Raw genomic sequence first — 19,811 nt, forward strand, 5'->3', positions numbered from 1 at the left:
GCGCGAACGCCGATCGGCTCAGGCTTCGTTCGCCGCGATCGATTCCATCAGAGAGACGAGCTGACGCTGCACCGTCTGGTCCTTGATCTTGCTGTAGGCGCGCAGCAGGCGGAGGCTGAAGGCCGAGTCCAGGAAGAGCAGGCTCTCGACTTCGCGCGCCTTGTTGTCGCCGTCATAGAAGAAGGTCACCGGCACATCGAGGGCGGTGGCGATCTGCTGGAGCCGGGCCGCGCCGACGCGATTGACGCCCTTCTCGTACTTCTGGACCTGCTGGAAACTGACGCCGAGCTTCTCGCCGAGCTCCGCCTGCGAGACCTTCATCTCGACGCGCCGCAGACGGATTCGCTTGCCCAACTCAATGTCCGGCTTGCCGGCACTGCGCTGCTTCATTCTCTTCGCCGCTGTCTTCATCTTTTTTCTCATCGGTCTTCGGTTGAAAACCCCCCGAAGAGGTGGGTCAGGGGTTCGCCCATATACTCGTCCTTGAATTCATGCGGGTGCACGAACTCTTCCTTAAACCACGGGAAACGCGCCGGATTGAAGGCTTCGATCAGCCAGTCAATCATGTGCCGCACTCGCGGAATCCGGCCGCTACCAGGGTGGTAGGACAACCAGATATCCAGCGATCTGTTCAGCTCGACCTCCAGTGGAATCAACTTCCCGCCAAGCGCAACGGCGTAGCTCGGGAATACGCCAATTCCGGCACCATTCGCGACCGCCCAGTAATTGGCGCTTGAGACGTTGGTCTTCATGACCAGAAGGTCACGCTCCGGAACGCCGGGGAAGAAGCTCTCGAAAGTTTGCTTGGCGTCGAGCTGGTCGGCGAACTGCAGCACCAGGCGGTGCTTGATCAACTCCATCGCCGAACGCGGCGCGCCATGTTTTGAAATGTACTTCTCGGAGGCCCAGAACATCAGATGCATGCGGCCGAGGCGCACCAGCTTGACGTCGAGTGCGGAGGGCCGCGACAGGTGAATGGCGACATCGGCCTCATGGCGAGAGACGTCGGCCGAGCGCATCGCGCAGTGCAGGTCGACCAGGATCTTCGGAAAGGCCTGCTGGAATTCGACCAGTCGCGGGGCGAGCCAGAATGTGCCCAGTCCCTCGGTGACGGCGACGCGGACCTCGCCGGACAGGGCGTTCGCCGTCGAATCGCTGGTGCGCAGCACGTCGAACGCGGCCGCCTCCATTTGCTCGACGGCGGAGACCACCAGCGCGCCTTCGTCGGTCAGATGAGTGCCGTGGACGTCGCGGGTGAACAGGGTGGTGCCGGTCTGGCGTTCGAAATCATCGATCCGCCGGCGGACGGCATTGATCGACAGCGACAGGCGCTCGGCCGCCGAACGGAAACTTCCGCATCGGACGACTTCCAGGAAAATGCGCGCCGCATCCCAGTCCGACAGGCCGCTGATGTTTGTCTTTGGGCGTTCCTGCAGTGGAACGCCCCTTTCCGCCAAGGAGTGCATACAAGTCCCTTCGGGTCGCTAAACTGGCAGAATCTGGCGCAAACCACAACCACTGCGGGTTGAGGAACGACGAGTTTTGAACGTCATCCTTACTACGCCGCAGGTGGTATTCGGGTGCTGCCAGGGCTGGGAACAAGGGCTGGGAATCGGGCAAACCATCGCCCGTATGAGGGGTGTGGCGTGAGTTCCGTTGTGAGCCGTGACATGGCTGCGGGATCGTCGGCGCTGTCCGCGATGAACGTCCATGGGCGAGAGCCGGCGCCGCGTTCCGCGATGGATCAATTGCAGCACGCCAGGCGTTTTACGACTGAGCGTTTCGACGACGGTCGGCGGGGCGACGCGATACGCGCGGGAACCGCGGTTTCAAGGCAGAAACACACTGAAATCCTGTTCGGGGGCGCAGCGGCCTCGTGTTATCCTCAACGCTCCATGGGGGCCAAAAGGGTCGTCACAACCACGTCTCACAGGCCGAATTAGCGGAAAGAACGCCGTGTCGCATTCAGACGAACAGTTGCAGTCGGTGCTGGAAACGCTCGAAGAGTGCCGCAGGGTGCTCAACGAGAGCAACAGCCGCGAGTCGGCCGAGCTGCTGTCCATTGTCATCCTGGACGTGCGGATGAAACTCAAAGGAATTGACAGTGCCGATCTCAAGGCACTGTGCGACGAAATGCTGCGGACGGCCACGAACGAACCGCAGCCCCCCTCCAAGCAGACGCAGGACCAGCCCCGGCGTCCGCTGCTCCGCGTGGTGAAGTAGCCGCGCCGCCGAGTTTCGCTTTTTGGCGAGATTTGTGCGTGTCCCGATGCCGCATCTGTGATCACAGACGGCATCGGGAGGAGCCCTGGTTTTGTGCGCCTCTGTTGCGCATTCGCTGGCATCGGCTACACCAGAGCCGGTTCGGCTCCGGGCCGCGCGCATTCCCCGCGCGCCGCACCGGGGCCTGAGATGGCTCCGACTGCATCATGCAAAATGTTTCGATCCCGGCGGCGCTGATTGCCGGCCTCGTCAGCTTCCTCTCCCCTTGCGTCCTGCCGCTGGTTCCGCCCTACCTGATCTATCTGACGGGCGCGACGATCGAGCATGTCGAAAGCAACGAGCCCGCTTCGACCTCCAAGCGCGCCATCATGATGTCGGCGCTCCTGTTCGTGCTCGGCTTCTCCACGGTGTTCGTGGCGCTCGGCGCCAGCGCCTCTCTGATCGGCGGACTGATCCGCGCCTGGTCGGCCGAACTCTCGATCCTCGCCGGCATCGTCATCATCGTCATGGGCCTGCACTTCCTCGGCCTGACGCGCATCGGCCTGTTGATGCGCGAGGGACGCTTGACCGCGCCCAAGCCCGTTGGCCTCTGGGGCGCTTATGTGATGGGGCTGGCCTTTGCCTTTGGCTGGACGCCCTGCATCGGCCCGATCCTCGCCGCGATCCTCTCGGTCGCCGCGGCCGAAGCCACGGTGACGAAGGGTGCCGGCCTGCTCGCGGTCTATTCGGCCGGCCTCGGCATTCCCTTCCTGATCGCTGCCCTGATGATCGAGCAATTTTCCACCCTGTTCGCGCGCATGAAGGGCCATCTCGTCAATGTCGAGCGCGCCATGGGCGTCCTGATGGTGATTACCGGCATTGGATTCCTCACCGGCGCGGTCTCGAATGTGAGCATCTGGCTGCTGGAGACGTTTCCGGCGTTGCAGACGATCGGTTAGGCCTCCGCAGCAAAGCGCGCCAGCGCCTCGCGGTCGATCTCGATGCCGAGGCCTGGCCCCTCGGGCACCCGCACGACGCCTCTCGCATGCTCGATCGGTTCCTTCAAAATCGCCTGCCGGATCGGATGTTCGGTGCGGTCGAATTCAAGCATCGGCTCGAGCGACGACAGCGAAGTCGGCGTGTGCGACGGCAGCACGGCGAGGAGCTGAAGCGAGGCCGCGATCGCGATGCCGGTGCCCCAGACATGCGGATTGTAGCGGATGCCGAACGCCTCGCTCATGTCGGCGATCTTCTTGCATTCACTCAAACCACCTGCCGCGCAGGTGTCGGGCTGGGCGATGTCAAGTGCGTGCGAGACGAACAGCTCGCGAAAGCCGAAGCGCGTGAATTCGCACTCGCCGCCGGCGACCGGAATCGTGAGCGCGGATTTCACCGCGCGATAGCCCGCGACATCCTCCGGCGGCACCGGCTCCTCGAACCATCCGATGTCATGGCGCTCGATCAGGCGGCCGAGCCGGATCGCCGCGACCGCGTCATAGGCGTGGTTCGCATCGACCATCAGCGCGACATCGGCGCCGATCGCCTCGCGCACCGCGCGGGTGACTGCGGCATCCTCGGCGATGCCGAAACCGACCTTCAGCTTCACGGCGCGGAATCCTTCGGCGGCATAACCGGCCGCTTCCTCCGGCAGATAGGTCAGCGGATCGCCTGACTTGCGCCGGTAGAGACCGGTCGCATAGGCCACAACCTGCTTGCGCGCGGCACCGCCGAGAAGCTGATGCACGGGTACGCCAAAATGCTTGCCCTTGATGTCCCATAGCGCGATGTCGATGCCGCTCATCCCCTGGATCACGACGCCCTTCTGGCCATGATCGCGCAAGCGCGCATAGACCATCTGCCACAGCACGTCGGTGCGCAACGGATCTTCGCCGATCAGCCATGGCTCGATGCTGCGAACCACCGCCGCCGTCATTCGTGCCGGGCCGTAGCATTCACCCCAGCCGACAAGGCCGTCGTCAGTCTCGATTTCGACCAGCATCGCGGTGCGCGTGTCGTACCAGGCGCGCGAATAGGCGAAGGGCTGCGACAGCTTTGCTTCGAGGATGTGCGTGCGAACGCTTGTGATCTTCATTGCCGGCCTCCGTTCATCGCGCCTCATCCAGCGCGCAAATCACCGTGCAGACCACGCCGCGCGGCAGGAAGTCGACCGTTGCCTCGCCGCCGAGCTGGTCGCGCGCGCTGCGTTCGATCAGGCGTGAGCCGAAGCCGCGTTGCACCGGCGCCGTCACCGGCGGTCCGCCGATCTCGGTCCAGATCAGGCGGAGCCGCGGCTTCGGCGCCTCGGCAACGACCTCCCACTCCAGCGTCACCCGGCCGGTCTCATTGGACAGCGCGCCGTACTTTGCAGCGTTGGTGGCGATCTCGTGCACGATCATCGACAGCACCACGGCGAGCCGCGGCGACAGCGGCACTGCGGGTCCGGCCATGCGGATGCGCTCTGGATTGTTCAGCAGGAACGGCTGGAGCGCGCGGGTGATCACGTCCCGCAGCTCGGAGCCCGCCCATTTTTCCTGGCTCAACAAATTGTGCGCTTCGGCCAGCGCGCCGAGCCGCCCCTCGAACTTCGTCCGCTCGTCCCGGCTGGCGCTGCGGAAGGTCTGCACCGCGATCGCCTGCATCAAGGCGAGCGTGTTCTTGACGCGATGGTTGAGCTCGTCGATCAGGAGATCGTGCAGCATCTCGCCGCGCGCGATCGTGGTCGCCATCCTGACCGCGAAGGTCAGGCCGGTCAGCAGCAGGATGCCGCCGATAAAACTGGTGATCGCGATGTTGCGCCAGAGCGGAGCGATCAGCGAGCTCTCGGCGACGCCGGCCACGATGGTCCAGCCAGTGAGCCGCGACCTCGTATAGACGGTGGACAACGCAACACCGTCGAGCGAAACGGTCGAGAGTGCGGCCTCCGGTGTGCGCAATATACTCTCATACAGCGTGCCGGTAGCCTGTTTGCCGAACGTCTCCGTAGGGTTCGGCGTGCGCGCGAACACGAAAGCCTTGGTGTCGAGCAAGGAAACCGTCCAGTTCTGGTCGGGCCGTTGCTTCTCGACCAGGTCCTGAAAGGTGCTGACCGGCGGACTGAAGCAGAGGTCGTAGATCACTTCGCCATCGCGGAGCACCGGAACCTCGACCGTAAGCACCTGTCGGCCGTTGATCGCGCCGGTGAACAGGTCGGAATATTGCGGCGACCTGGTCGCAAACACCTTCTCGATGATCTCGAGATGACCGCGCGGCGGCAGGCTTGCGGTGTCCTCGGTCGCGGAGGAAAACAACAGCCGGCCTTTGCGATCGGAGATCAGCACCAGGCCGCCCTTGCCATATTGGTCGACGAAGCCGAGGGCCATGCGGCGGAAGCTCTGGAAGTCGTCATTGCGCAGCGAATTGGTCAGCGCAAGCACTTGCAGGCCGCCGGTCATCCGCTGCACCTCGGAGTCCAGCACGAGGCGCATGCTGCGCACGTTCTCCAGCACGCGGCGGGTCGCGTCGTTGCGGTCCTGCTTGTAATTGTAGACGGCAATACCGACCGCGAAGACGATCAGCGGCAACATCGTTCCCGTGACCAGAAGAGCGAGCCGGACCGGCAAAGTGAGCTTTGACAAACGCGGGCGTCCCGGTTCCAGCGCAAGGGAGCGCCGGATTTATGATTTTGGGAGACCATAGGGGCGGGATTTGCGCCGCGCCATAATTTTCGCGTCCGGACGAGCCGCCCAGAAGATTTTGCATCGCAGTCGGCGGCTGTGCCTCAGCTCATGCTGATTGCGGTTAGTAGCAGGCACATGGCGTACACGGCCGCCAGGCTGAGCCCGGCGATCCGGGCCTCTCGATGCGATCTCATAACGTCAACTCCCAGAGAGGGAGGCCGCCTTCAAGGCGGCCCCCTTACACCTGGATCAATCAATTTCCTGAACGACCGTACGCGAGCCGGGATCGACGAGCATCACGCGATCGCCGGAGTAGACGTAGCGATACTTCGTGAGGGACGGGCCCCAGTCGGCCGGAACGGCCTCGAGCTCGACGTCGCTCGGCACCTTCGCGCCGACGATAATCTTCTCCTTCGTCGTGACCGGGCGAATGCGATGCTCGGTGACGTAGGATTTGATCCTGGTCCGGTATTGCGGCTCGATCTGAACGGCCGCCGCGTGACCGGTTCCAGTCGTCGTTACGACGGTCGATTGCGCGAAAGCACCGGTCGAAATCAGGACCGCGGCGGCGGAAAGCAGGAACAACTTCTTCATCTCGTTCTCCTTATTCGAATATGCGCCGCAACAACCCCTCATCGCCGACAGCGTTCCCGGCTCTGGGAACCAATTGCCATTTTTTCCCGTTTGTAGATGACCGGGCTGAACGGCTCGGGTTCTGGAGGAGGACGACCAATGAAGTTGAAGATAGTAACTGCAGCACTGATGCTTGCCGCGTTTTCCCTGCCGGCGTTCGCTGCCGACGAGTTCTATGTCGTGCAGGACGTCAAGACCAAGAAGTGCACGATCGTCGACAAGAAGCCGACGGACACGTCCATGACCGTCGTCAGCCCGTCGGGCACGATCTACAAGTCGCGCACCGAGGCTGAAAGCGGCATGAAGACCGTCAAGGTCTGCACGTCGAACTGAGGAGGATGACAAATGCCAGTTCTGATTCTCTGGGCCGTTCCTGCCGTGCTGGTGATCGGCGGCGGCATCTATCTGATCGGCCATTTGCATTAAAGCACAGTGGAAGGCGAGCGGATCTGTGCGTGCAGCGCACAGGTCCGCAAGCCTGTCTCCCCTCAGCCTGCCACGCGTCGCCAGGAGCGCAAGTTGCAGTGCAACAGTTCGCGCGAAGAGTGGTCCTGCGACGAAGAGGACCTCCCGCGCGCGCGAAATGACTTCCGTCCCGCCGACGTTTTCCATACGCTTCCCACTCGCAAGCCGCATACCGGCTGCGCTCACGGCCCGGCGACGGGGCCGGAGCATCAAAGGGAGGGGAGACGATGAAGCGAAGATCATTTCTCGCTGGGCTCGGTGCGACCACTGCGGCGGCCGCGATTGGCATGCCGTCAATCGTCAGGGCACAGTCGCCGATCACGCTGAACGGCGCGGTCCAGTTCAACGACGACCACGCCTTCAACCGGGCACTGCTCCGGTTCGAAGAGCTGGTGAAGAAGTATTACGGCAAGCCAGTCAACTTCACGCTGCACAGGAATTCCTCGCTTGGCCTCGAAAAGCAGTATTTCGAGTACATGTCGCAGGGCAAAGCCGTCGATTACGGCATCGTCTCGCCGGCTCACATGTCGACCTTCGCCAAGGCGGCTCCGTTCATCGACGCGCCCTTCGTGTTCAAGGGCATCGAACACATGAACAAGGTCGTCGAAGCCAATATCCTGGCGCCGATCGCTGACGAAGTCGCGGCCAAGGCCGAGGTCGTTCTGATCGGCTATTCCGGCGGTGGCATCCGCAATATCTTCGCCAACAAGCCTCTCAAGACTCTTGCCGATCTCAAGGGCCTCAAGGTGCGCGTACAGGGCGCGCCGATCTGGTCGAAGACCTTTGCGGCCGTGGGCATGAGCCCGACGGTGATCGCCTATAACGAAATCTACAACGCGATCCAGAACGGCGTGATATCGGCCGGCGAGAACGAGGCGGCCGGCGTCGAGGCCATGAAGTTCTACGAAGTGGCTCCGCATCTCAACCTGACCCAGCACGCCGTGTCGATCCGGCCGATCTGCTTCTCGGTGAAGACGCTGAAGACCTTGCCGAAGGATTTGCAGGACGCGATCATGAAGGCCGGCAAGGAGGCCGGCGACTATGGTCGTCAGCTGGAGTCGAGCGAAGAGGTTGTCAAGCTCGATACGCTGGAGAAGGCCGGCAAGCTCAAGCGCGTTCCCTTCGAAGAGCGGGACGCCATGAAGAAGCTCGCCGATCCCGTGATGGCCACCTACGCCAAGGAAATCGGCGCGGAAGGCATTTTCGAGAAGATCAACGTCGTCTGAGAATTGTCGCTGCCCACGCGACAGGACGTCGGGGCAAGCCGGACGGCTTGCCCCATTGCGTGATTGTGATCCCCGGAGTTGTAATGACCGAAATATCGATGCCACCGAACCCGTCGCTATGGCGCCGAGCAACGGCGGCCTATGCAAAACTGCTTGAAATCCTGCTCGCGGCCTCTGTCGGCCTTCTGGTCATTCCCGTCACGTTGCAAATCATCTCGCGCTACACGCCTTTGATTCCGTCCTACATCTGGACCGAGGAGATGGCGCGGTTCATGTTCATCTGGACGATCATGATCGGCGCGATGGTCGGCATCAGAGAGTCGCAGCATTTTGAAGTCGACGTCTGGCCCGACCTGTCACGCCGAAGCGAAGCCTTGGTGCGGATTCTCGCGCAGCTCGGCGTGCTGGCGCTGGCGCTGGTGTTCGTCTCCGCCGGCATCGAGTTCACCCGCTTTGCCTGGAACAGAACTTCGGAGCTGGCCGATCTGCCGCTTTGGCTGATCCACGTCGCCTGGCCGGTTGCCGGCGTGACCTGGATCGTGTTCGCCGGTGAACAGATTGTCGACGAGATCCGGATTCTGGTTGGGGCAAATCAATGAGCGGCAATGTTCTTTCTGCCGGGCACGCCGCGATGGTCCTGTTCGGTACTTTCGTTGGCCTGCTCATCATACGCGTGCCGGTCGCCTTCGCGCTTGGTCTGGCCTGCGTGCCGATCCTGCTGATCGAACCGCATCTGTCGCTGATGACGCTCGCGCAGGAAACCTTCAACGCCTACAATTCGTTCATCCTGCTGGCGGTGCCGTTCTTCCTGCTCACCGCCAATTTGATGAGCATTGGCGGCATCACCGATCGCTTGGTGGCGTTGTCGCGCTCGATGGTCGGGCACTGGCCGGGGTCGCTGGCGCAGATCAACGTCGTGCTGTCGGTGTTCTTTGCCGGCATCTCCGGCTCCTCCACCGCGGACGCGGCGAGCCAGTCCAAGATATTCATCGATGCCCAGACCAAAGAGGGTTACGACCTCTCGTTCTCCATCGCCATTACAGCGGTGTCGGCCGTGCTCGCCGTCATCATCCCGCCCTCGATCCTGATGATCGTGTGGGGCGGACTGATCTCGACTTCGATCGCCGCGATGTATCTCGCGGGCATCGTGCCGGGCTTGCTGATCGCCGGCGCGCAGATGGCAACAGTGCATGTCTATGCCGTGCGGCGTGGTTATCCGACCTATCCGAAGGACACCTGGAGGGAGATGTGCTGCGCCATCTGGCGCTCGATACCGGCGCTGCTGACGCCGTTCATCATCGTCGGCGGCATCCTGCTGGGGTGGTTCACCGCGACCGAATCCGCCTGCGTCGCGGTGCTTTATTCCGTGGCGCTATCGACATTCTTTTACCGTGAAACCGGCGCGCGCGAACTCTACAAGGCTTTGCTCGACACCGGCCGTCTCGCGGGTGTCGCGCTGTTCTGCGTGGGCACCGCCAGCGCGTTCGGCTGGCTGCTGGCCTACTACAGGATTCCGCAGGAATTGCTGGCCAACGTCTCGACCTGGGGCATGGGTGCGATCGGGGCCGGCTTCTTCATCGCGTTCTGCTTTCTGGTGGTGGGCTGCTTCCTCGACGCCATTCCGGCGATCATCATCGTCGGCACCGTTCTCGAACCGCTGGCGAAATCGGTGGACCTTCATCCGGTGCAGTTTGCGATCATCTCGATCGTCTCGCTGGCCTTCGGATTGGTGACGCCGCCTTATGGCCTGTGCTTGATGATCGCCTGCTCGATCGCCGGGGTACGGCTGCGCTATGCGCTGAAGGACACGGTGATCATGCTGATCCCCATGCTGCTCGTGCTGGCGGCGCTCATCATTTGGCCCAGCGTTTCCCTGTTCCTGCCGCGCCTGATCGTGCCGGAGATGCTGAAATGAGGGGGGCTTGATCCCGCGGTTCTGATGCCGCGGGATCGGTGATTTTGTCTAGAGATTGCTCTCGGTGATCGCGGCGTAGACCATGCTGCGCAGCTCGCGCCGGAGCGGGTAGGCGCTGGATGGCAGCACCTGCGTCATGAAGATGGTGATCAGCTCCTCGGCCGGGTCGATCCAGAACGAGGTCGTGGCCGCGCCGCCCCAATTGTATTCACCGGGGCTGCCGGCGACCAGTGTCTCGGCCGGGCGCATGGTCACGGCGAAGCCGAGGCCAAAGCCGATGCCGTTATAGGTCGCTTCGGAGAACAGCGAGCGCGACACCTCGGGGAGGAAGCGGCCGCCCGGAATGTGGTTGGTCGTCATCAGCGCCAGCGTCTTCGGCCCGATCAGCCTGACGCCGCCGAGCTCACCGCCATTGAGCAGCGCACGGCAGAAGGTGAGATAGTCGGCCGTCGTCGAGCACAGCCCGCCGCCACCCGAGATCAAGGACGGCGGTGACAGGAACGAACTCGTCGCCGGATCGTCCTGCAATGTCAGGCCCTCGCGCCGTTGGCCGGCATGGAAGGTCATGCCGCCACCCGGGTCGGCCGAGTAACAGGCGGCGAACCGGTGGGCCTTGGAAGCCGGCACGTGAAAATCAGTGTCGGTCATGCCGAGTGGATCGAGGATGCGTTGTTTCAGGAACTGCTCGAAGGGCATGCCGGAGATCTTGCCGACGAGATAGCCGAGCACGTCGGTCGAAACCGAGTAGTTCCAGGCCTCGCCCGGCGAGAACTCCAGCGGGATTTTCGCGAGGCTCTCGATCATGGTCTGCAGCGTGCCTGATTTCTCGACCTCGCCGATCTTTTCAGCGCGGTAGGCGGCATCGACATTCGAGCGCTGCTGGAAGCCATAGGTGAGGCCGGAGGTGTGGCGCAGGAGGTCCACGATCAGCATCGGCCGCGACGGCGGCCGGGTCAGGAAGGACGGCGCGGTGCCGGCGACGAACACGCCGAGATCCTTCCATTCCGGAATGTACTTGGCGACCGGCTCATCGATCGCGACGAGGCCTTGCTCGACCAGCATCATGAAGGCGACGCTGGTGAGCGGCTTGGTCATGGAATAGATGCGGTAGATGGTGTCGTCCCTGACCGGCAGCTTGCGCTCGACGTCGGCAAAACCCTGCACCGAGCTGTGGGCGATCTTGCCACGGCGATAGACCAGGAGATGCGTGCCCGGGAAGCGGCCGGCATCGATGTACCGGCTCTTCAGATGCGCATCGACACGGTCGAGCGCGGCTTTGGACATGCCCACGGATTCGGGCGAGGCGGGGGTGGGCGCGAGCATCAGTTCCTCCGGGCAGTTTTGTCCGCCGTTGATAGCCGAAAAGGCGGTCTCATTCCAAGCCGGTCGCGCTTAACGCCGGCCGGCTGTTTGGTGTAGGCTTCACTTCGGAACGCCTCCAAGCAGCCCAAAAGATCCCCAACGGGCCAATGAGAAAACGCAGGCAAACGCACCATGACCCAGTTCAACGAAACCGAACTCACCGACGCCGTCGTCCAGAGCTTTGACCAGACACCCGACTCGCGCGCGAAATTCCTGCTCCAGGAGTTGGTGAAGTCGTTGCACGATTACGTGAGCAAGACCGGCCTCACCTTCGAGGAATGGGAATACGCCGTCGATTTCCTGACCCGCACCGGCCAGAAATGCACGGACACCCGGCAGGAATTCATCCTCCTGTCCGACGTGCTCGGCGTCTCCATGTTGGTCGACGCGGTCAACCATCGCGAGCGCGAGGGCGCTACCCAGACCACCGTGCTCGGGCCGTTCTATGTCGGCGAGCACAAGGTGACGGCGCACGGCACCGACATCTCTCCGAACAATCAGACCGGCGAACGGATGTTCGTGCAGAGCCGTGTCACCGATCTCAAGGGCAAGCCGCTCGCGAATGTCCCCGTTGACGTCTGGCACGCCGACGATGACGGCTTCTACGACTCGCAGAAGCCGAACTATGACGAGGTCGGCGCCTCGGCGCGGGCGCGCTTCATCACCGATAGCGATGGCCGCTTCTTCTTCCGCACCATCTTGCCGTGCAGCTACCCGATTCCGACCGACGGTCCGGTCGGCGAGATGATCGTGCAGACCAACCGCCACCCGATGCGCCCGGCGCATGTGCACTTCCTGGTCAATGCCAAGGGCTACGAGCCGCTGATCACCCACGTCTTCATGGACGGCGACAAATATCTGGATTCCGACGTGGTGTTCGGCGTGAAGGACGACCTCGTCGCCAAGGTCGAGCCGCGCAACGATGCGGCGATGCCCGACGGCAGCAAGGCGAACGGGCAGTGGCATCTGATGAGCTACGAATTTCACCTCAAGCCCGGCGGCGGTATGGCGCCAAAGCCGCTGGGGACGAAGGCGGAGGAGCACGCCTGACCGTCGGGCGCGAGCAGCGCGCACCGCCCTCTCATCTCCCGATAAAGACCGCCAGCTCGTCAGGCGTCCCCATCGGAAAGGCTTCTTTCATGAAGTCGAGAAAGGCGGATACGCGCGCGCTCAGGAGCCGGCGCGATGGATAGAGCGTCCACAACGCGATCTCCGGTCCCTCGATATCGCCCCAAAGCACCAGCGTGCCGGCAGCGAGGTCGTGACTGACCAGTGACACCGGAAGGCGTGCGGCGCCGACGCCGGCCCGGACAGCGTCGCGGACCATGATGAGCGATGCCAGGCGAAGGACCGGGTCAATCGCGATGCGCGATTGTCCGCCTGGCACCGTCACGTCCCAGCTTGTTTTCCGGTCGCCCGCTCCGCGCATGACAGCCGGCACAGCGATACCCTCCCTCGGTCGTTCGAGGTCAGGGCTCGCCACCACCACCAGCCGATCGCGCAAGAAGATTCGTCCGACCAGGTTTTCATCCGGATCGGGATTGACCCGGATCACCAGATCATACCCTTCCTCCACCATGTCGACGGAGCGATCTTCCGTCGTGACCTCAAGACGGATCTCCGGATATCTGAGCGCGAACCCGGCCGCGAGATTTCCCATTGCAGTCTGCGAGAACAGCATAGGCGCGCTGATCCGCAAGCGCCCGCGCGGCCTGTCTCCACCCGAGGCGATCGCTGTCGCCGTCTCGTCGAGCTCGGTGAGCAAGGCCCCCGTCCGCTCGTAAAGGGCGCGTCCTTCCTGCGTGAGTTTCAGGGTGCGCGCTCCCCGTTCGAACAGGCGCAGGTCGAGCGCGGCTTCCAGCTCCGCGACCCGCCGGGACAGGGTGGCTTTCGGGCGTCCGGCGGCGCGTGCGGCCCGGCCGAACCCGCCGTGCCGGGCAACCAGATTGAAATCGGCGAGTGCGAGTAGATCCATCGTTCCACCAGTGAGACAGTCTGTCCAGATATAGCGGCTATCGGTTCGTTTGTGGATCACTAATTTCCCGGATGTCTTCTGACCCAACCCCGGAGTGATCCCCATGACCATCCTCGTTACCGGCGCAACCGGCACCGTCGGCCGCCACGTCCTCGAGCAGCTCGTCAAGCGCGGTGCCGATGTCCGTGCTCTCGCCCGCGATCCTGCCAAGGCAAACCTCCCGGCAGGCGTCACCGTCGTGCAGGGCGACCTGCTCGACGTCGACGCGCTCCGCAGCGCGTTCAAGGGCGTCTCGACCCTGTTCCTGCTCAACGCAGTGGTGCCGGATGAATTCACCCAGGCGCTGATCGCGCTCAACCTGGCCCGCGAGGCTGGCGTCGAGCGGGTCGTCTACCTCTCGGTGATCCACGGCGATCGCTACGTGAACGTCCCGCACTTTGCCGGCAAGTTCGGCGTCGAGCGGATGATCGAGCAGATGGGCTTCAACGCCACCATCCTGCGCCCGGCGTACTTCATGAACAACGACGTCACGATCAAGGACGTGGTGACCGGATACGGCATCTATCCGATGCCGATCGGGAGCAGGGGGCTCGCCATGATCGATGTACGCGACATCGGCGAGATCGCGGCCCTTGAGCTCATCCGTCGTGAGCGCGCCGCAACACCGCTTCCGCTCACGCGCATCAATCTCGTCGGTCCTGATACGCTGACCGGCGCGAAAGCCGCCGCCGTCTGGTCGGAGGTGCTGGGCCGCACGATCGCCTATCCCGGTGACGATACCGCCGGCTTCGAGAAGAACCTCAGGCAGTTCATGCCGAGCTGGATGGCTTATGACATGCGGCTGATGAGCGAGCGTTTCCTCACCGAGGGAATGGTCCCCGAGGCCGGCGACGTCGAGCGTCTGACCGCGCTGTTGGGCCGTCCCCTGCGCTCCTATCGCGACTTCGTCTCCGAGATCACGGCCACTGCCTGACGGCAGGGGCACGTCCCCATCACGACAACGAGGACTCCTATCATGACCTCTTCAATCGCCACTGTTCCGGTGAATCCGGAAGGCGCAACGAAGATATTGGTGCTTGGAGCGACCGGTGCCACCGGTCGCCTGATCGTCAACCAGGCGGCGGCGCGGGGCTACGACGTCACCGTGCTGGTGCGCTCCGCCGGCAAGGCAAGTGACATCACGGGGGCGAAGCTCATCGTCGGAGATGCCCGCGATGAAACAGCCCTGCGCGAAGCCCTCAAAGGCCGTGAGGCCGTAGTCAGCGCGCTGGGTACACCGGTAAGCCCGTTCCGCGAGGTGACGCTGCTCTCGACCGCGACGCGCGCGCTCGTGAGCGCGATGAAGGCCGAGCAGGTCTCGCGGCTGGTTTGCATCACGGGAATGGGCGCCGGCGACAGTGCCGGGCACGGCGGCTTTGTCGCCGACAACGTGATCTTTCCGCTTCTCCTGAAGAAGGTGTACGCCGACAAGAACCGGCAGGAGGCGATCGTCAGAGACAGCGGGCTGGACTGGGTCCTGGTTCGCCCCTCGATCCTCAATAACAAGCCCGGCCGCGGCTCGGTCCGGGCGCTGACGGATCTTTCGGGCTTCCATGGTGGCAGCATCGCGCGCGAGGACGTTGCTACATTCGTGCTGGATCAAGTGCGCGCCGATACCTGGCTGCATCGGTCTCCGCTGATCACGTGGTGACGCTTTGCGTGGCTAAACCCCTGATCAGCGCGCGTGCAACATCGCAAGCAGGACCACGACGACGCAGGCGAGCGCCGCCGTGGTCAATTTCCAGAACATCAGCGGGCTGCGCTCTAGAAGCGGCGTGATCCGCGTGTCGAGATAGGCCGGATTGGGCGTGCGAAGCTCGAAGACGAATTCGGACAGATCCTCGTGCCGCTTGTAGGGATCCGGATGGAGCGCACGTCTGAGCGCGCCGTCGACCCAGGCAGGCACGTTGCTGTCGTCGTCGGCCGGGCGATATTTGAGCCTCCGCACGTCCGCCTTGCGCCGGATCCTGGCGATTTGCGTGCCGTAGGGAAGCTTTCCCGTCAGCATCTGGTAGCAGATCACGGCCAGCGAAAACATGTCGGAGCGCGGCGAACCGACTTGCCCAAGAAAATATTCCGGCGCCGTGTACTGGACCGTTCCCAAAATTTCGTCGGCCTCGTCCTGTGGCGCTGCCTCCGCGACGCCTGCCACCTTCACCGATCCGAAGTCGATGATCTTCGCGGTGCCGGTCTTGTCGATCAGGATGTTGTCGGGCCGGAGGTCCTGATGCAGCATCTCCATGCGGTGGAAGGCGCGCAGGCCCGCGGCGATCTGCTCGACCAGTCCGCGGACGGTTTCGAGATCGGGGCGCGGATTGTCTGTCATCCATTGCCGCAAGGTCTGACCTTCGACGAATTCGGTCGCGACATAGAGATAGCCGCGCCGTTTCGACTGCGACAGCGGCTTCAGCACGTGCGGGCTGTCGATCCGGCGCGCGATCCACTCCTCCATCAGGAAGCGCTTCAGATAGGCCGCATTGTCGCGCAGATCGATCGACGGAAGCTTGAGCGCGACCGGTTCCTCGGTCACCGCGTCGACGGCAAGGTAGATGTGACTGCGGCTGCTGGCGTGGATTTCGCGGACGATCCTGTAGCCGTCGAAGATGGCGCGCGGCTCCGGCAGCGGGGGAAGCGGCAGCTGGGAGGTCTGGTTGAAGATGCCGGCCGGCTCGCGCTGCGGCACTGCATCGATGCGGAGGATCTGGACCGTGATGTTGTCGTCGCTGCCGCGCCGGTAGGCTTCCTCGACGATCGCCTTCGCCGCTCCGTCGAGCTCGGCTGCATGCTCGCTGAGCGCGTTCGTGATGAAACGCGCGTCGACGAATTCATAGGCGCCGTCGGTCGCCAGCAGGAAGGTGTCGCCAGTCTCGATCTCGAAACTCTGGTAGTCGATTTCGAGTTGCGGATTGATGCCGAGCGCACGGCCGAGATAGGTCTGCTCCGAGGACACAATGATCCGGTGATCGTCGGTCAGCTGCTCGAGCGCCTTGCCCGCCACGCGGTAGACGCGACAGTCGCCGACGTGGAAGATGTGCGCGGTGGTCGCCTTGATGACCATGGCGCTCAGCGTGCAGACATAACCCTTGTCGCGGTCATAGGCATATTGGCTCTTGCGCGTCTGCGCGTGCAGCCAGGAATTCGTCGCATCCAGCACGCGGCGGGCGGAGGTCTTCACCGTCCAGGATTCCGACGTGCAGTAATAGTCCATCAGGAAGCTCTTGACCGCCGACTCGCTGGCGATCTGGCTCACCGTGCTGCTGGAGATGCCGTCGGCGAGGACGGCCGCAATGCCCTTCAGGCTGAGCATCGGCTCGTCCGGGACGAGGACGCCGTGAAAATCCTGGTTGATGGGCTTGCGACCCTTGTCGGAATGCTGGCCGACCGAGATCTGAAGTCCGCGGGTCATCGTCATCACCGGCAAAGGGGAGCCTCACCCTGATCGGGCGAGGCTCTCCTGTCGAGACGTTGTTTGCTCAGGCCGCGACGCGGGGCGACGAGGCCTTGCCCGCCTGGCGCTTCGGCTGGGTCAAGACGTGCGTGGCGTAGAGGGTCATGCCGGTGAAGGCGAGGCCGCCGACGAGATTGCCGAGCACGGTCGGGATCTCGTTCCAGATCAGATAGTCCATGATCGAGAATTTCGCGTGCAGCATCAGGCCGGAGGGGAACAGGAACATGTTCACGACGGAATGTTCGAACACCATGTAGAAGAACACCAGGATCGGCATCCACATCGCGATGACTTTGCCGGGGACCGAGGTGGAGATCATGGCGCCGACGACGCCGGTCGAGACCATCCAGTTGCAGAGCATTCCGCGGATGAACAGCGTCGCCATGCCGGCCGCGCCGTGCGCGGCGTAGCCGAGCGTGCGGCCTTCGCCGATATTGCCGATCGCCGTGCCGACCTTGTCCGGATCCTGCGTGAAGCCGAAAGTCGTGACGAAGGCCATCATGAAGGCCACCGTCAGGGCGCCTGCGAAATTGCCGACGAAGACGAGGCCCCAGTTCCGCAGCACGCCGCCGAAGGTGACGCCGGGGCGCTTGTCGATCAGCGCCAGCGGCGCCAGCACGAACACGCCGGTCAAAAGGTCGAACCCCAACAAATAGAGCATCGAGAATCCGACCGGGAACAGCAGCGCGCCGATCAGCGGCTGCCCCGTGTTCACGTTGATGGTGACGGCAAACCAGGCGGCGAGCGCGAGGATGGCGCCGGCCATATAGGCGCGGATGATGGTATCGCGGGTGGACATGAAGACTTTGGACTCGCCCGCATCCACCATCTTGGTGACGAATTCCGAAGGCGCGAGATACGACATCAATGGTTCCTTTTGCTTCCTGGTGAGATCGACACACTCTGCGTGAGCGCGACTGAACATCATTGGCCGTGCGGGCTGGTTGCCGCGCGTAAGCCGGAGAGATTTGGAAGCTCTGGGAATCGCGTCACGAGGATGAAGCCGGGAGGGCCGCGAAGCAGGTGAGCTTCCGTGCTGCAGCCGCCTGAGGCTGCAGCATTGCGGTCGAGCCGCAGTCTTCGTTGACGCGAACTCAAATGCAAGTTGCGTGCCGTGCGCCTGGTCTATAAGAACCCAGCGATATCAAGAAGATACGACTTTTCCTGACCCGGCTTTTGCGGGCCGAGTGGCCTGTTGCTTAAGCGGCTGCACAAGACTTGTGCGCCGCACAAATGTTGGGCAGGTCGCAAATTTCACGAGCGGAGCAGACCTGCGACAGACTGGCGCGGCGTACATAAGCTATTGATATCGATTTGTTTTCGGCTGCCTCACGCTTGGCATGAAGCTTGAATAGTTCCACGCCGACGCCATTGAAGCCGTCCCGCGAGACTTCTCATCCGAATTGCCGACGCCACCAGACGGGGGTCTCCCCGTCGCGCGTTCGCATGCGCTGCTTCAGGCGTCGCCGGACGGACGGGCTGCTCGTGTGCACTGACACAATCATTCTGCAACGACGCAAAGGACGATACCGCCTATGACCAAGCGCACCCGCCGGCCGTCGGACACTGGCCTCAGCCGCCGTCAATTGTTGAAGGCCGCCGGCTCGACCGCCGCACTCCTGGCCGCCGTGAAGCTGAATTTCCCAGCGGGCGCTTTCGCGCAGGACGCCGGTCCGGAGGTCAAGGGCGCAAAGCTTGGCTTCATCGCGCTGAGCGATGCCGGTCCCTTGTTCGTCGCCAAGGACAAGGGCCTGTTCGCCAAATACGGCATGCCCGACACCGACGTGCAGAAGCAGGCCTCCTGGGGCACCACGCGGGACAATCTCGTGCTCGGCTCGGAAGGCAACGGCATCGACGGTGCGCATATCCTGACCCCGATGCCGTATCTGATCTCGGCCGGCAAGGTGACACAGAACAACCAGCCAACGCCGATGTACATCCTGGCGCGGCTCAATCTCGACAGCCAGTGCATCTCCGTTGCCAGCGAATATGCCGACCTCAAGCTCGGTGTCGATGCGTCCAACTTCAAGGCGGCCCTGGAGAAGAAGAAGGCTTCCGGCAAGGCCGTGAAGGCTGCGATGACCTTCCCCGGCGGCACGCACGACCTCTGGCTCCGCTATTGGCTTGCCGCCGGCGGCATCGATCCGGACAAGGACATCGAGACCATCGTGGTGCCGCCGGCGCAGATGGTGGCCAACATGAAGGTCGGCACGATGGACTGCTTCTGCGTCGGCGAGCCCTGGAATTTGCAGTTGATTCACCAGAACATCGGCTACACCGCGGTCACAACCGGCGAGCTCTGGAACAAGCACCCGGAAAAATCGTTCGGCATGCGCGCCGCCTTCGTCGACAAATATCCGAAGGCCGCGAAGGCGCTGCTGATGGCGGTGATGGAAGCGCAGCAGTGGTCGGACAAGGCCGAGAACAAGGCCGAGCTTGCTGCCATCATGGGGAAGCGGCAGTGGATGAACTGCCCTGTCGAAGACGTACTCGACCGCACCGCCGGCAAGTTCGACTACGGCCTTCCCGGCAAGGTGGTCGAGAATTCGCCGCACATCATGAAGTATTGGCGCGACTTCGCCTCTTATCCGTTCCAGAGCCACGACCTCTGGTTCCTCACCGAGGACATTCGCTGGGGCAAATACGAGGCGAATTTCGACACCAAGGCGCTGATTGCCAAGGTCAACCGCGAAGACATGTGGCGCGACGCGGCCAAGACGCTCGGCATCGCAAGCGCAGAGATCCCGACCTCCACCTCGCGCGGCAAGGAGACCTTCTTCGACGGCAAGGTGTTCGATCCGGAAAATCCGGCTGCCTATCTGAAGTCGCTCGCGATCAAGCGCGTCGAAGTCTGATGGAGCCAGCGGCCGCCTCCGGGCGGCCGCATCGC

Annotated in this window: 19 protein-coding genes; 10 read left to right on the forward strand and 9 right to left on the reverse strand. The window is 63.1% G+C overall.

Features of this window, described 5'->3' with window-relative positions:
• Positions 1 to 18: 18 nt before the first annotated feature.
• Both ABIB90_RS28955 and ABIB90_RS28960 read right to left on the reverse strand, forming a co-directional pair.
• Entirely contained in the window at positions 19 to 390 is a 372-nt protein-coding gene (locus ABIB90_RS28955) for a helix-turn-helix domain-containing protein (RefSeq protein WP_026233304.1), read from the reverse strand.
• 29 nt (positions 391 to 419) lie between these two features.
• Complete coding sequence (locus ABIB90_RS28960) at positions 420 to 1,466, reverse strand: LysR family transcriptional regulator (RefSeq protein ID WP_007593980.1); 1,047 nt, start codon at positions 1,464 to 1,466, stop codon at positions 420 to 422.
• Between the two features lie 490 nt (positions 1,467 to 1,956).
• On the opposite strand from ABIB90_RS28960, the gene ABIB90_RS28965 reads away from it, so the two are divergent.
• Together ABIB90_RS28965 and ABIB90_RS28970 are read left to right on the forward strand one after the other, a co-directional pair.
• The gene (locus ABIB90_RS28965; protein ID WP_007593979.1) at positions 1,957 to 2,223 is read left to right on the forward strand and encodes a hypothetical protein; all 267 of its coding nucleotides are present in this window, start codon (positions 1,957 to 1,959) and stop codon (positions 2,221 to 2,223) included.
• Positions 2,224 to 2,429: 206 nt separating this feature from the next.
• Positions 2,430 to 3,161, forward strand: a complete 732-nt coding sequence (locus ABIB90_RS28970; RefSeq protein ID WP_007593977.1) for a cytochrome c biogenesis CcdA family protein — start codon at positions 2,430 to 2,432, stop codon at positions 3,159 to 3,161.
• Here the strand turns inward: ABIB90_RS28970 and ABIB90_RS28975 are convergent.
• The 3 genes from ABIB90_RS28975 to ABIB90_RS28985 all read right to left on the reverse strand — a co-directional run bounded on the left by ABIB90_RS28975 (position 3,158) and on the right by ABIB90_RS28985 (position 6,452).
• Positions 3,158 to 4,294, reverse strand: a complete 1,137-nt coding sequence (locus tag ABIB90_RS28975) for a mandelate racemase/muconate lactonizing enzyme family protein (protein ID WP_354201801.1) — start codon at positions 4,292 to 4,294, stop codon at positions 3,158 to 3,160. The genes ABIB90_RS28970 and ABIB90_RS28975 overlap by 4 nt on opposite strands.
• A 13-nt stretch (positions 4,295 to 4,307) precedes the next feature.
• Complete coding sequence (locus ABIB90_RS28980; protein ID WP_354201837.1) at positions 4,308 to 5,765, reverse strand: sensor histidine kinase; 1,458 nt, start codon at positions 5,763 to 5,765, stop codon at positions 4,308 to 4,310.
• A 342-nt stretch (positions 5,766 to 6,107) separates the two neighbouring features.
• The gene (locus ABIB90_RS28985) at positions 6,108 to 6,452 is read right to left on the reverse strand and encodes a DUF1236 domain-containing protein (protein ID WP_007593970.1); all 345 of its coding nucleotides are present in this window, start codon (positions 6,450 to 6,452) and stop codon (positions 6,108 to 6,110) included.
• A 138-nt stretch (positions 6,453 to 6,590) separates the two neighbouring features.
• Between ABIB90_RS28985 and ABIB90_RS28990 the strand changes: the two genes are divergently transcribed.
• From ABIB90_RS28990 to ABIB90_RS29005, 4 genes are all read left to right on the forward strand, one after another.
• Positions 6,591 to 6,824 (forward strand): hypothetical protein, encoded by a 234-nt coding sequence (locus tag ABIB90_RS28990; protein ID WP_219682739.1) that lies wholly within the window; start codon positions 6,591 to 6,593, stop codon positions 6,822 to 6,824.
• 359 nt (positions 6,825 to 7,183) lie between these two features.
• Complete coding sequence (locus ABIB90_RS28995; protein WP_354201802.1) at positions 7,184 to 8,182, forward strand: TRAP transporter substrate-binding protein; 999 nt, start codon at positions 7,184 to 7,186, stop codon at positions 8,180 to 8,182.
• 83 nt (positions 8,183 to 8,265) lie between these two features.
• Entirely contained in the window at positions 8,266 to 8,781 is a 516-nt protein-coding gene (locus tag ABIB90_RS29000; RefSeq protein ID WP_354163172.1) for a TRAP transporter small permease, read from the forward strand.
• The gene (locus ABIB90_RS29005; protein ID WP_354201803.1) at positions 8,778 to 10,097 is read left to right on the forward strand and encodes a TRAP transporter large permease; all 1,320 of its coding nucleotides are present in this window, start codon (positions 8,778 to 8,780) and stop codon (positions 10,095 to 10,097) included. The genes ABIB90_RS29000 and ABIB90_RS29005 overlap by 4 nt, the downstream gene beginning before the upstream one ends.
• A gap of 48 nt (positions 10,098 to 10,145) precedes the next feature.
• Here the strand turns inward: ABIB90_RS29005 and ABIB90_RS29010 are convergent, their stop codons facing one another.
• On the reverse strand, positions 10,146 to 11,420 hold the full coding sequence (locus ABIB90_RS29010; RefSeq protein ID WP_354201804.1) for a serine hydrolase domain-containing protein: 1,275 nt from the start codon (positions 11,418 to 11,420) through the stop codon (positions 10,146 to 10,148).
• 171 nt (positions 11,421 to 11,591) lie between these two features.
• Here ABIB90_RS29010 and ABIB90_RS29015 point away from each other — a divergent pair, with 171 nt between their 5' ends.
• Positions 11,592 to 12,509: an intradiol ring-cleavage dioxygenase gene (locus ABIB90_RS29015; RefSeq protein WP_354201805.1), complete on the forward strand. Its 918-nt coding sequence runs from the start codon at positions 11,592 to 11,594 to the stop codon at positions 12,507 to 12,509.
• A 31-nt stretch (positions 12,510 to 12,540) separates the two neighbouring features.
• On the opposite strand, the gene ABIB90_RS29020 is transcribed toward ABIB90_RS29015, so the two are convergent.
• Positions 12,541 to 13,434 carry a LysR family transcriptional regulator gene (locus tag ABIB90_RS29020; protein ID WP_354201838.1) on the reverse strand — a complete coding sequence of 298 codons (894 nt, stop codon included), beginning with the start codon at positions 13,432 to 13,434 and terminating at the stop codon, positions 12,541 to 12,543.
• 103 nt (positions 13,435 to 13,537) lie between these two features.
• Between ABIB90_RS29020 and ABIB90_RS29025 the strand changes: the two genes are divergently transcribed.
• On the forward strand, positions 13,538 to 14,407 hold the full coding sequence (locus ABIB90_RS29025; RefSeq protein ID WP_354201806.1) for an SDR family oxidoreductase: 870 nt from the start codon (positions 13,538 to 13,540) through the stop codon (positions 14,405 to 14,407).
• Between the two features lie 42 nt (positions 14,408 to 14,449).
• Entirely contained in the window at positions 14,450 to 15,124 is a 675-nt protein-coding gene (locus ABIB90_RS29030; protein WP_354201808.1) for an NAD(P)-dependent oxidoreductase, read from the forward strand.
• A gap of 24 nt (positions 15,125 to 15,148) precedes the next feature.
• Here the strand turns inward: ABIB90_RS29030 and ABIB90_RS29035 are convergent, their stop codons facing one another.
• Together ABIB90_RS29035 and ABIB90_RS29040 are read right to left on the reverse strand one after the other, a co-directional pair.
• Positions 15,149 to 16,885 (reverse strand): bifunctional protein-serine/threonine kinase/phosphatase, encoded by a 1,737-nt coding sequence (locus tag ABIB90_RS29035; RefSeq protein WP_354201839.1) that lies wholly within the window; start codon positions 16,883 to 16,885, stop codon positions 15,149 to 15,151.
• Between the two features lie 61 nt (positions 16,886 to 16,946).
• The gene (locus ABIB90_RS29040) at positions 16,947 to 17,786 is read right to left on the reverse strand and encodes a formate/nitrite transporter family protein (protein ID WP_354163151.1); all 840 of its coding nucleotides are present in this window, start codon (positions 17,784 to 17,786) and stop codon (positions 16,947 to 16,949) included.
• A 670-nt stretch (positions 17,787 to 18,456) separates the two neighbouring features.
• Between ABIB90_RS29040 and ABIB90_RS29045 the strand changes: the two genes are divergently transcribed.
• Entirely contained in the window at positions 18,457 to 19,776 is a 1,320-nt protein-coding gene (locus tag ABIB90_RS29045; protein ID WP_354201810.1) for a CmpA/NrtA family ABC transporter substrate-binding protein, read from the forward strand.
• Positions 19,777 to 19,811 lie beyond the last annotated feature (35 nt).

The sequence above is a fragment of the Bradyrhizobium sp. JR4.1 genome (genome assembly GCF_040548605.1).
Lineage (GTDB): Bacteria > Pseudomonadota > Alphaproteobacteria > Rhizobiales > Xanthobacteraceae > Bradyrhizobium > Bradyrhizobium canariense.